This is a genomic window from Streptomyces minutiscleroticus, from assembly GCF_014650875.1.
In the GTDB taxonomy this organism is placed as follows: domain Bacteria; phylum Actinomycetota; class Actinomycetes; order Streptomycetales; family Streptomycetaceae; genus Streptomyces; species Streptomyces minutiscleroticus.
This window is the reverse complement of the sequence record NZ_BMVU01000004.1, coordinates 234,561-246,375: the sequence shown is the minus strand read 5'-3', so window position 1 is coordinate 246,375 and position 11,815 is coordinate 234,561. Positions and strand designations below refer to the sequence as shown.

General features: G+C 75.1%; 10 protein-coding genes. 6 read left to right on the top strand and 4 right to left on the bottom strand.

Annotation, left to right across the window (positions count from 1 at the left end):
- Positions 1 to 139: 139 nt before the first annotated feature.
- The 4 genes from IE271_RS08280 to IE271_RS08265 are packed head-to-tail and all read left to right on the top strand — an operon-like array spanning position 140 to position 4,245.
- Positions 140 to 1,303: an acyl-CoA dehydrogenase family protein gene (locus IE271_RS08280; RefSeq protein WP_190189527.1), complete on the top strand. Its 1,164-nt coding sequence runs from the start codon at positions 140 to 142 to the stop codon at positions 1,301 to 1,303.
- Between the two features lie 43 nt (positions 1,304 to 1,346).
- Positions 1,347 to 2,912: a 4-coumarate--CoA ligase family protein gene (locus tag IE271_RS08275; protein WP_190189619.1), complete on the top strand. Its 1,566-nt coding sequence runs from the start codon at positions 1,347 to 1,349 to the stop codon at positions 2,910 to 2,912.
- Positions 2,909 to 3,649, top strand: a complete 741-nt coding sequence (locus IE271_RS08270) for an enoyl-CoA hydratase family protein (RefSeq protein ID WP_190189526.1) — start codon at positions 2,909 to 2,911, stop codon at positions 3,647 to 3,649. The genes IE271_RS08275 and IE271_RS08270 overlap by 4 nt, the downstream gene beginning before the upstream one ends.
- Positions 3,637 to 4,245, top strand: a complete 609-nt coding sequence (locus tag IE271_RS08265) for a TetR/AcrR family transcriptional regulator (RefSeq protein ID WP_190189525.1) — start codon at positions 3,637 to 3,639, stop codon at positions 4,243 to 4,245. Before IE271_RS08270 ends, IE271_RS08265 begins: the two co-directional genes overlap by 13 nt.
- Positions 4,246 to 4,360: 115 nt before the next feature.
- Here IE271_RS08265 and IE271_RS08260 read toward each other — a convergent pair whose 3' ends face one another.
- Positions 4,361 to 5,461, bottom strand: coding sequence for a citrate synthase 2 (locus IE271_RS08260; RefSeq protein WP_190189524.1), 1,101 nt, complete (start codon positions 5,459 to 5,461; stop codon positions 4,361 to 4,363).
- A gap of 277 nt (positions 5,462 to 5,738) precedes the next feature.
- On the opposite strand from IE271_RS08260, the gene pdxH reads away from it, so the two are divergent.
- Positions 5,739 to 6,452: a pyridoxamine 5'-phosphate oxidase gene (gene pdxH, locus IE271_RS08255; protein ID WP_190189523.1), complete on the top strand. Its 714-nt coding sequence runs from the start codon at positions 5,739 to 5,741 to the stop codon at positions 6,450 to 6,452.
- 70 nt (positions 6,453 to 6,522) lie between these two features.
- Here the strand turns inward: pdxH and IE271_RS08250 are convergent, their stop codons facing one another.
- Together IE271_RS08250 and IE271_RS08245 are read right to left on the bottom strand one after the other, a co-directional pair.
- Positions 6,523 to 7,383, bottom strand: a complete 861-nt coding sequence (locus IE271_RS08250) for an alpha/beta fold hydrolase (protein ID WP_190189522.1) — start codon at positions 7,381 to 7,383, stop codon at positions 6,523 to 6,525.
- Positions 7,384 to 8,294: 911 nt separating this feature from the next.
- Complete coding sequence (locus IE271_RS08245) at positions 8,295 to 8,987, bottom strand: iron-dependent transcriptional repressor DtxR (RefSeq protein WP_190189521.1); 693 nt, start codon at positions 8,985 to 8,987, stop codon at positions 8,295 to 8,297.
- Between the two features lie 277 nt (positions 8,988 to 9,264).
- Here IE271_RS08245 and IE271_RS08240 point away from each other — a divergent pair, with 277 nt between their 5' ends.
- Positions 9,265 to 10,020, top strand: a complete 756-nt coding sequence (locus IE271_RS08240; protein WP_190189520.1) for an SIS domain-containing protein — start codon at positions 9,265 to 9,267, stop codon at positions 10,018 to 10,020.
- A gap of 229 nt (positions 10,021 to 10,249) precedes the next feature.
- Here the strand turns inward: IE271_RS08240 and IE271_RS08235 are convergent, their stop codons facing one another.
- A complete protein-coding gene (locus IE271_RS08235) occupies positions 10,250 to 11,635 on the bottom strand; it encodes a PAS domain-containing protein (RefSeq protein ID WP_229919193.1) in 1,386 nt (461 codons plus the stop codon).
- Between the last annotated feature and the right edge of the window lie 180 nt (positions 11,636 to 11,815).

Here is an 11,815-nt window from a genome sequence, read left to right as displayed (position 1 = left end):
GCCCTCAACCACACGAACCTACTGGCCTTCGACCTTGACCAAACACATAGGGGCACCCCCCCGGCCCCCGAGCGCGGCACGCCACGAACGACCGCCCCCGTCCCGGACGGCCCGGCCGCCCCTCATCCCCAGGAGCCGCATGACCACCCTCGTGGAAACCGAAGAGCGCAAGGCCCTCCGCTCCGCCGTGTCCGCCCTCGGCCGCCGCTACGGCCGCGACTACCTCGCCCGCGTCGCCGCCGAGGGCCGCCGCCCCGACGAGCTCTGGGCGGAGGCGGCCCGGCTCGGCTACCTCGGCGTCAACCTGCCCGAGGAGTACGGCGGCGGGGGCGGCGGCATCGCCGAGCTGTCGATCGTCCTGGAGGAACTGGGCGCGGCCGGCTGCCCGTTGCTGATGATGGTCGTCTCGCCCGCGATCTGCGGCACGGTGATCTCCCGCTTCGGCACCGGGGAGCAGAAGCGGGCCTGGCTGCCGGGGCTCGCCGACGGCACCCGCACCATGGCGTTCGGCATCACCGAGCCCGACGCGGGCTCCAACAGCCACCGCATCACCACCACCGCGCGCCGGGACGGCACCGACTGGATCGTCACCGGCCGCAAGGTCTTCGTCTCCGGCGTCGACACCGCCGACGCCACGCTGATCGTCGGCCGGACCGGGGACGCCCGCACGGGCCGGCTCAAGCCCTGTCTGTTCATCGTCCCGCGCGACGCCGACGGCTTCGGGCGGCGGCGGATCGAGATGGAACTGCACGCCCCGGAGAAGCAGTTCGAGCTGACCCTGGACGAGGTGCGGCTGCCCGCGGGCGCGCTGGTCGGCGAGGAGGAGGACGCGGGGCTGCTCCAGCTGTTCGCGGGGCTCAACCCGGAGCGCATCATGACGGCCGCGTTCGCCGTCGGGATGGGCCGCCACGCGCTGGCGCGGGCCGTCGCGTACGCCAGGGAGCGCACCGTCTGGAAGACGCCCATCGGTGCCCACCAGGCCGTCGCGCACCCGCTGGCCCAGGCGCACATCGAGCTCGAACTGGCCCGCCTGATGACGCAGAAGGCCGCCCACCTCTACGACGCGGGCGACGACCCCGGCGCCGGGGAGGCCGCCAACATGGCCAAGTACGCGGCCGCCGAGGCCTGCGCGAGGGCCGTCGACCAGTCCGTGCACACCCTCGGCGGCAACGGCCTGACCAGGGAGTTCGGCCTCGCCTCGCTCATCACCGCCTCACGCGTCGCCCGGATCGCGCCCGTCAGCCGGGAGATGATCCTCAACTTCGTCTCGCACACCACCCTGGGCCTGCCCAAGTCGTACTAGGGCCTGTCGTCGCACTCCCCTGCTCCAGGAAGGCACAGACATGATCTTCCGCAGCGAGTACGCGGACGTACCGGTCGTCGACCTGCCCATCCACGACGCCGTGCTGGGCGGCGCCGCCGCGCGCGGCGAACTGCCCGCCCTCGTCGACGGTGTCGACGGCACCACCCTGACCTACGCCCAGCTCGACGCCTTCCACCGGCGGGCGGCCGCCGGGCTCGCCGGGGCGGGCGTGCGCAAGGGCGACGTCCTGGCCCTGCACAGCCCGAACACCGTCGCCTTCCCGGTCGCCTTCTACGCCGCCACGCGCGCGGGGGCGGCCGTCACGACCGTGCACCCGCTCGCCACCGCCGAGGAGTTCGCCCGGCAGCTCACGGACAGCGCCGCCCGCTGGATCGTCACCGTCTCGCCGCTGCTGGGGACCGCCCGGGCGGCCGCGGACCTCGCGGGCGGCGTCGAGGAGATCCTCGTCTGCGACCGGGCGGAGGGACACCGCTCCCTGCTCGCCATGCTCGGCACCGAGGCCCCCGAGCCGCGGGTCGCCGTCGACCCGGCGCAGGACGTCGCGGCCCTCCCGTACTCCTCCGGTACCACCGGCGTCCCCAAGGGCGTCATGCTCACCCACCGCAACATCGCCACCAACCTCGCCCAGCTCGAACCCGCCGCGTCGGCGGCCCCGGGCGACCGCGTCCTGGCGGTCCTGCCCTTCTTCCACATCTACGGCCTCACGGCCCTCATGAACGCCCCGCTCAGGCTCGGCGCCACCGTCGTCGTGCTGCCCCGCTTCGACCTCGGCACCTTCCTCGCCGCGATCGAGAGGCACCGCATCACCCACCTGTACGTGGCCCCGCCGATCGTGCTGGCCCTCGCCAAGCACCCGGCCGTCGACGGCCACGACCTGTCGTCGCTGCGGCACGTGGTCAGCGCGGCCGCGCCGCTGGACGCGGAGCTGGCCGCCGCCTGCTCGCGCCGCCTCGGCCTGCCGCCCGTGGGCCAGGCGTACGGCATGACGGAGCTGTCGCCCGGGACGCACGTGGTGCCCCTGGACGCCGAGGACCCGCCCCCGGGGACGGTCGGCAAGCTGATCGCGGGCACGGAGATGCGCATCCTGTCCCTCGACGACCCCGCCCGCGACCTGGGCGTCGGCGAGGCGGGCGAGATCGCGGTCCGCGGCCCGCAGGTGATGAAGGGCTACCTGGGGCGCCCGGAGGCGACCGACGCGATGGTCGACGAGGACGGCTGGCTGCACACCGGGGACGTCGGCCGTGTCGACGCCGACGGCTGGCTGTACGTCGTCGACCGCGTCAAGGAGCTCATCAAGTACAAGGGCTTCCAGGTGGCCCCCGCCGAGCTGGAGGCGCTGCTGCTCACGCATCCCGGTATCGCGGACGCCGCCGTGACCGGGGTCCTGGACGAGGACCGCAACGAGGTGCCGCAGGCGTACGTGGTGCGCCAGCCGGACGCGGGGGACCTCACCGAGGACGACGTGATCGCCTACGTCGCCGCGCGCGTCGCCCCGTACAAGAAGGTCCGGCGGGTCGTCTTCACCGACGCGGTGCCGCGGGCCGCCTCGGGCAAGATCCTGCGGCGCGAGCTGAGGGAGCGGGCATGACCGCCGGACCGGTGCGCGTCGCGTACGAGCGGGGCGTCACCACGCTGGCGCTGGACGCCCCGGAGCGGCGCAACGCCCTGTCGGCCGGGCTCGTCGGGGCGCTGGCGGACGCGCTCGCGGCGTGCGGCCGGGACGACGCCGTGCGCGCCGTCGTCCTCACCCACACCGGCACCGCCTTCTGCGCGGGCGCCGACCTGCGCGACCCGCCGGACCCGGACGCGCTGGTCGCCCTGTTGCGGCGGATCGTGGAGCTGCCGAAGCCCGTCGTCGCGCGCGTCCTCGGGCACGTGCGGGCGGGCGGCCTCGGGCTGCTCGGGGCCTGCGACATCGCGGTGGCGGGACCGGAGGCGACGTTCGCTTTCACGGAGGTGCGCATCGGCGTCGCGCCCGCGGTGATCTCGCTGCCGCTGCTGCCGCGCCTGGACCCGCGCGCGGTGGCCCGCTACTACCTGACGGGGGAGCGGTTCGGCCCGGCTCAGGCGGTCCGCGCGGGACTGGTGACGGAGGCGGGCGAGGACGCCGACGCGGTGCTCGCGCCGATTCTCGACGGGCTGCGCCGGGCCTCGCCCCAGGGCCTGGCCGCCACGAAGCGGCTGCTCACCGCTAGGGTGCTGGAGACCTTCGACCGCGACGCCGACGGCCTGACCGCCCTCTCGGCCCGGCTGTTCTCCTCCGACCAGGCCAGGGAGGGGATGACGGCCTTCCTCGAACGACGGGACCCCGCATGGGTGTGGTGAACGACGCGCGGGCCGCGGACCGCGCGCCCAAGCAGGACCGCAGCCGCGCCACCCGGCAGCGGCTCCTGGAGGCCGCCGTGGCCTGCCTCGCCGAGCGCGGCTGGACGGGCTCGACGGTCTCGGTCGTCGCCGAGCGCGCGGGCGTCTCGCGCGGCGCGGCCCAGCACCACTTCCCCACCCGCGAGGACCTGTTCACCGCCGCCGTCGAGTACGTGGCGGAGCAGCGCTCCCACGCCCTGCGCGCCCTCTTCCCGCAGGGCGCGGCCGACCGTGCGGAGCTGGTCGCGGCCGTGGTCGACCTCTACACCGGACCGCTGTTCCGCGCCGCCCTGCACCTGTGGGTGGCCGCCTCCCACGAGGAGCAGCTCGGCCCGCGCGTGACGGAGCTGGAGGCCCGGGTGGGCCGCGAGACGCACCGGCTGACCGTGGAGCTGCTGGGCGCGGACGAGACGCGGCCCGGGGTGCGCGAGACGGTCCAGGGCTTTCTGGACATGGCCCGCGGCCTGGGCCTGGCCAACCTCCTCACGGACGACCGCGCCCGCCGCGAGCGGGTGGTGGCCCAGTGGACGCGCGTCCTGGACCGCGAACTGCGCTGAGCCGGCCGCGTACGGACGAGCCGGCCGCGCGTCGGACCAAGCCGGCCGCGTACGGCCGGAGCGGGCCCGTGCGGGCGGCGGGAACCGTCCGCACGGGCGCCGCGCTCCCGCGGCCTCAGCGCGCGATGTCCGCGTACCCCTCGATCTCGCTCGGGTTGCGCGAGCCGGGGCCGGTGTAGCGGGCGGAGGGGCGCACGAGGCGGCCGGTGCGCTTCTGCTCCAGGATGTGCGCCGACCAGCCGGCGGTGCGGGCGCAGGTGAACATCGACGTGAACATGTGGGCCGGGACCTCGGCGAAGTCCAGCACGATGGCCGCCCAGAACTCCACGTTGGTGGCCAGCACCCGGTCGGGCCGGCGGGCGTGCAGCTCCGCCAGCGCGGCCTTCTCCAGCGCCTCGGCGACCTCGAAGCGGGGCGCGCCCAGCTCGCGGGCGGTGCGGCGCAGCACGCGGGCGCGCGGGTCCTCGGCGCGGTACACCCGGTGCCCGAAGCCCATCAGGCGCTCGCCCCGGTCCAGGGCGCGCTTGACGTACGCCTCGGCGTCCCCGGTGCGCTCGATCTCCTCGATCATGCCGAGCACCCGGGAGGGCGCCCCGCCGTGCAGCGGGCCGGACATGGCGCCGACCGCGCCGGACAGCGCGGCGGCGACGTCCGCGCCGGTGGAGGCGATGACGCGGGCGGTGAACGTCGAGGCGTTCATGCCGTGCTCGGCGGCGGACGTCCAGTACGCGTCGACGGCGGCGACGTGCTTGGGGTCGGGCTCCCCGCGCCACCGCTTCATGAACCGCTCGACGACCGTCTCGGCCTTGTCGATCTCGCGCTGCGGCACCATCGGCAGCCCCTGGCCGCGTGCGGACTGCGCCACGTACGACAGGGCCATGACGGCGGCGCGGGCGAGGTCCTCGCGAGCCTGCTCGGCGTCGATGTCCAGCAGCGGTTTCAGACCCCACACCGGGGCCAGCATGGCGAGCGCCGACTGCACGTCCACGCGGATGTCCCCGGAGTGCACGGGGATCGGGAACGGCTCGGCGGGCGGCAGGCCGGGGTTGAAGGCGCCGTCCACGAGCAGCCCCCAGACGTTGCCGAAGGAGACGTGGCCGACCAGGTCCTCGATGTCGACGCCCCGGTACCGGAGTGCGCCGCCCTCCTTGTCCGGTTCGGCGATCTCCGTCTCGAACGCGACGACTCCTTCGAGCCCGGGTACGAAGTCGGACATCAGGCGGCTCCTCGTGATGAGTACGGCAGATGGGGTTGTGGGGCTCCCGTCCGTGACGCGGAGACCGTGGGGTGGTGAGCGGTCGGCGGGCGTCCGGCTCCGCGGTCTCCTCGTGGACTCGCGGTCCGGCCCGTCACCTCGGTGATGCCCCGTTCCGGTCGGCGGTCACCTCACCGATCCGGCCACAGGACGATATCCCTTGGTGCCACCTTTGGGGAGGGGGTGCGGCACTCAGTGCCACGCGGAAGGGGCCGCCTCCGGCGGGCCGCGCACCGGGATGCGGCAGGATGACCGCGTGACCGACCGCGACTGTGCCGTTTCCGCCCTCGACGGCGTGCCCGACCCCGCCGCCATGCGCGAGCAGTACCGGGCCGACGGGCTCGACGAGACCGAGCTGGCCGCCCGCCCGATGGAGCAGTTCGCCGCCTGGTTCCGCGAGGCCGCGCGGGCGGCGGAGCGCGGCGCGTTCCACGAGCCGAACGCCATGGTCGTCGCCACGGCGGACGCGGCGGGCCGCCCCAGCTCCCGCACGGTCCTGCTGAAGCACTTCGACGAGCGCGGCTTCGTCTTCTTCACCAACTACGAGTCCCGCAAGGCCGCCGACCTGGCCGTCAACCACCACGTCTCGCTGCTGTTCCCCTGGCACCCGCTCGCCCGGCAGGTGATCGTCACCGGCACCGCCCGGCGCACCGGGCGCGACGAGACGGCCGCGTACTTCCGCACCCGGCCGCACGGCTCGCAGATCGGCGCCTGGGCCAGCGCGCAGTCCTCGGTGATCGCCTCCCGCGCCGAACTCGACGCGGCCTACGCCGACCTGGCGGACCGTCACCCCGAGGGCACGCCGGTGCCGGTCCCGCCGAACTGGGGCGGCTTCCGCGTCACGCCGGAGACGGTGGAGTTCTGGCAGGGCCGCGTGAACCGGCTGCACGACCGCCTGCGCTACGTCGCGCTGCCCGACGGCGGCTGGCGCGTGGAGCGGCTCAGCCCGTGAGGACGCGGTGCCGGCCGCGGGTCCGGCCGGTGAGGACGCGGTGCGGGAGGCGGGCGGTCCGGCCGGCGGTTCAGCCCGTGAGGACGCCGTCCAGGAACGGCTCGACGGCCGTGCGCCACCCCTCCGGCTGGTCGTAGTGGACGAGGTGGCCCGCGTCGGCCACCTCCGCGTACTCCCCGAAGGGCAGGACGCGCACCATCTCCTGGGCCTCGGCCCGGCCCAGCTCGCCGTCGATGCCGCGGACGACGAGGGTGGGGCAGCTCACCTGGGCGAGCTCCTCCCAGTGGGCGTCGTAGGCGTACGTCTGCCGGGCCCGGAGCATCTGGCCGAGGTCGAAGACGGGACGCCAGCCGTCGTCCGACTCGGCCATCACCTCGGCGTAGAACGCGCCGCGCGCCGGATTGGGCCGCTCCACCCAGGGGTCGTCCTCGCCGAACCACTTCCGTACGTCGGCGAGCGTGGCGAAGGGCACGGGCCAGGCGCGGAACCAGTCCTCCCACTCGCGCTGCGAGGCGCTGCCGAGCGCGGAGGCCCGCATGTCGCAGACGACCAGGCCGCGCACCAGGTCGGGCCGCTTGGCCGCCAGCTGCCAGCCGGTCAGCGCGCCCATGGAGTGGCCGATCACGACCGCGGGGCCGAGGCCGAGCTGTTCGAGCGCGGCCTCGGCGTCCTCGACGTAGGCGTCACGGGTGTACGGCCCGTCGGCCGGCTTCCCGCTCTGCCCGTGGCCGCGCTGGTCGAGGGCGACGGCCCGGTGCCGCTCGGACAGCCAGCGGGCCGTGCCCGCCCAGTGCGAGGCCCGGCCCATGAGGCCGTGCAGCAGCAGCACGCCGGGGGCCCGTTCGACCTCCCCGGACTTCGGAGGATCGGCGAACTCCCAGGCGGCGAGACGCAGACCGCCCGCTCCCGTCACGTCGATGCGCCGCACCATGGGTTGGCACCCCCCTTGATCCGCTCACGATCAGTACGGCCGACGCGTCCCGCTCGCGTCGGCCGGTCCACCGGTCACCGCCGGCCGTGTCGCTGTCCTGCCGGGTGGTTCTGCGGGTGGCTGCCGCGGTGTCCTGCTGTTCCTGCGCACCTCGCGGTGAAACCGTCACTCCCGTGCCGTGGACGGTCACCGACACGCTATCGAAAACGCATTCGAGAAAGGGGTATTGGCGGGCAACACCGCTCGTACGAGTGACCCGGCCCGAGGGTTGGCCACCGTCCCCCAGGGGAGATCTCCAGCGGGAGGCGGACCGCTCGGGGAAACGGGTCCGACGGGAATGACCCTGGGAGCTCGGGGCTCCGGGTCAGCACAGGGGAGGACAGGCCCCGGCGCCACGCGGCGCCGGGGCCCTCCGCGTCTCTGAGGCACATCTTCCGCCCCCTCCCCGACCGTACGGCGGGTCGCCGTCCACGTGGTCAAGAGCTCTCGGTCATATGCCTTTCGACAGCCTCGCACGCGAAGCGCCGGAGCGCTGCGATTCCGCCAGTGAATCTTCATTTCGAGACACCTGTGCGGGGCGGGGCGGTGGGGCCGCGGGGCACGGGCGGTGACGGTGGGGCGCACGGGGCGGGACACCGTTCCGGAGCCGGAGCCGGACTGGGACGGCGTTCGGCCCGCGGGGGCGGTCAGGGGCGGAAGGGAAGCAGCGGCGCCCGGCCCGCAGGGCCCTGCGGAGCGGGGCGGTGGGGACCGGCCGGGGCGGGGCGCGCCCGGCTCGCGGGGCGGGCGCGGTGGCCGGTCCGGCGTGGTGCGCGACCGGTCCGCGAGGCCCCGGTCCGGGGACCGTGGCGCCCCGCGGACCGGGATGCGCGCCGTGCCCGGCACCGGGGCACGGCGGAGGAGGCGGAGGACTAGCGCTTGGCGACGAACACGTGGGAGGCGACCTCGGACTCCAGCTCCGCGGCCTCGCCGCTGCTGCCGACCAGCACGCCGCCCGCCGACTCCGTGACGCTGACCACCGAGCCGGGCTGCACCCCGGCCCGCCGCAGCGTGTACATCAGCTGGGCGTCCGTCTGGATCGGCTCGCCGATGCGGCGCACGACGACCGTCTTGCCCTCGGTGCCCGGGTCGAGGTCGGCCAGCGAGACCATGCCCGCGTCCAGGAAGGGGTCGGCGGTGTCCGTCTCGCCGAGCTCCTCGAGGCCCGGGATCGGGTTGCCGTACGGCGACTCGGTCGGGTGGCGCAGCAGCTCCAGGACGCGGCGCTCGACCGCCTCGCTCATCACGTGCTCCCAGCGGCACGCCTCCGCGTGCACCTGCTCCCACTCCAGGCCGATCACGTCGACGAGCAGGCACTCCGCGAGCCGGTGCTTGCGCATCACGCGCGTGGCCAGCCGGCGGCCCTCCTCGGTCAGCTCCAGGTGCCGGTCGGGGGCGACCGACAGCAGGCCGTCGCGCTCCATCCGCGCCACCGTCTGGCTGACCGTCGGTCCGCTCTGGTCGAGCCGCTCGGCGATCCGGGCGCGCATGGGGACCACACCTTCCTCCTCCAGCTCGAGGATGGTGCGGAGATACATCTCCGTGGTGTCGATCAGTCCGGACATGTGTGCCCCTCGAAGTAGCTCTGCCGGAGGCTCCTCGGCCCACCGGCGTGTGCGCTGGCCCTGGCCTCAATTCTGACGCATGCCGCCGACAACCGTGCCGCGCCCGCGAAACCGTCCGGCCGGCGGGCCGGACCCCTGCTCCCCGGACCCCTGCGCCCCGGACCGCCCGCGGCCCGTGTTGACAGCGTACTGGTGCGGGCCCCAACGTGATCCGCGGCACTGTGGCCGGACCGGGCGGGGACCGCCGCCGACGACGCGCGATGAAGGGACGTCGCCGATGAGTGACAGCAAGCTGGCCGGGCAGTTCTTCGACGCCGCGATCGGCCTGCTGCGGCGGGTGCGCGACGAGGAGGGCGACGCGATCGCCGCCGCCGGGACGCTGGTCGCCGACACCGTCGCCGCCGGGGGCAGGCTGTTCGCGTTCGGCGCGGGCCACTCCTCCCTCGCCGCGCAGGACGTCGTCTACCGCGCGGGCGGCCTCGCCCTGATGAACCTCCTCACCGTCCCCGGCACCACCGGCGTCGACGTCCTGCCCGCGACGCTCGGCTCGGCCCTGGAGCGGGTCGACGGCCTGGCGACCGCGGTCCTCGACAGCAGCCCCGCGCGCGCGGGCGACCTGCTGGTGATCGTCTCGCTGTCCGGGCGCAACGCGCTGCCCGTGGAGATGGCGCGGCACGCCCGGGAGCTGGGCCTGAAGGTCGTCGGTCTGACGTCGGTGGGGTACGCCGAGGAGACCCGGTCCCAGCACGCCTCCGGCACGTACCTGAAGGACCACTGCGACGTCGTGCTCGACTCGAAGATCGCGGTCGGCGACGCGGAGCTGCGCCTCGACACCGTCGAGGCGCCCTTCGCCCCCGCCTCCACGGTGGTCACCTCGGCGGTCCTCCAGGCGGTCGTGGCCACGGCGGCGGCCGCCCTCGCCGACCGCGGGGTGCAGCCCCCGCTGCTGCGCTCGGCCAACGTCGACGGCGGCCGCGAGTGGAACGCCAGGGTCTTCGAGGAGCACGCGGACCGGATCTTCTACCGCCGGTAGACCCGCTACCGCCGGTGGACCCGCTACCGCCGGTGGACCCGCTACCGCCGGTGGGCCCGGGTCCTTCCTTCCACCACCGGAACCGGAGAGCGGGGACGGGAGCGGGGGCGGACAGCGGACACGGGGAGCGCAGGTCGTGCTTCCGGCTTGAAGCGCCGGTCCCGGGGCCCGCTCCTGGAGTCCCGGCTCCGGAGCCCCGAAGCCCCGGGGCCCTCGTGCCGGGACGGCCTCAGTCCTTCTTCTCCAGCGCCTCCGCCAGGTCCAGCGCCGCGGCGATGCGGACCGCGACGTCCTCCGCGTACGTCGCGTCCGACCGCTCGAAGGCGGTGCGGCCGGCGCCGCGCAGGAACGTGACGACGCCCAGCGTCCGGCCCCGGCTGCGCAGCACCGCGCACAGGGCGTGCACCGACTCCGGGGGCCACTGGCGCGAGCGCGCCCACTCCCGGGCCCGCTCGGGGGAGGCGGCGCCCGTGCTCGCGCGCACCGAACCGGTCCGCTCCACGCACTGCAGCGCCGGGTGCCCCTCCGCGTACCGCACCGGCAGCCCGGCCCGGTCGGCGGGCAGGCTCGGGCCCGGCGTCCCGGACGGCGTGGCGGCGCCGCGCACCAGCCGCACCGGCCCCTCGCCGTCGGCCACGGAGCCGCCCGCCACCCGGTCGATCAGCGCGTGGTCGGCGAAGCCGGCCAGCGAGAAGTCCAGGAACACGGTCGCGGCCTCGGCCGGGTCCTCGCACTCGGCGGCCGCGCGCGCGGCCCGGTGCAACTGGTTGGCCCGGAACCGCAGCAGCGACGCCTCCTGCTCGCTCTGCCGGTTCTCGGTCACGTCCTGGAAGAGCCAGCCGACGCCCAGCGGCACGGGCTCCTCCGCGAGCGGCGAGGCCAGCCGCAGGAAACCGCTGCGCCAGCAGCGCCGCCGCTCGCCCTCGGGCGTGCGCACCGCCACCCACATCTCCGCGGGGGCCGGCGGCGCGCCCTCGGCGAGCACGTGCGTGAGCGCGCTCTCCAGCTCCTCCACGCCCTGCGACAGCAGCTCCCCCAGGGGGCGGCCCAGCACGGACGTGCGCCCGATGCCGAGGGCCCGCGCCGCGTGCGCGTTGACGACGGCGGGCCGCAGGTCGGCGTCGACGAGCACGACGCCCCAGGAGGCGTCCTCGAAGAGCGCCTCGCTCAGCGCGATGGACCGCTCCAGGTCGATCTGCGCGTGCACCTCGCTGAAGGCGCAGTACACCCCGGCCGGGCTGCCGTCGGGCCCGCGCACGGCGGCGGACTGCGTCCGGACGAGGACGCGGCCGCCGTCCTTGGTGAGCAGCGCGAACTCGTGCACCTGGCGCCCCGGCGCGTCCATCGCCGACATCAGGCGCCCCTCGACCTCCTCGGCGTCGGCGGTGCGCACCGCCCAGCCCGCGAAGCCCCGGCGCCCCACCGCCTCCTCGGCCGTCCAGCCGAGGATGCGCTCGGCCTCGCGGTTCCAGTGCGTCACCGCCCCGTCGGCGTCGAACGCGCACAGGGCGGCGTCCATGCCGTCCAGCAGAGCGGCGAGCAGATCGGACCCGTCCCGCTCGGGCTCCTGCGGTCCGAGCTCGTCCTTGGTCCCACTACGCCGGGAAGCACTCACCTGGCACCCCCTGCAGGCCGTGTCGACGTGTCGGGCGCGGCGGCGCCGCGCGTCGGTCCCTTCACTGGACATCATTCAACTCGAACGTGACGCAGCACACAGCGGGTTCCCCGAAGATGGAGGGAAATCGTTGCGCGCCGGAAATTCGGTTGAACCTCGCGGAATCGCTTCCTAGGGTGT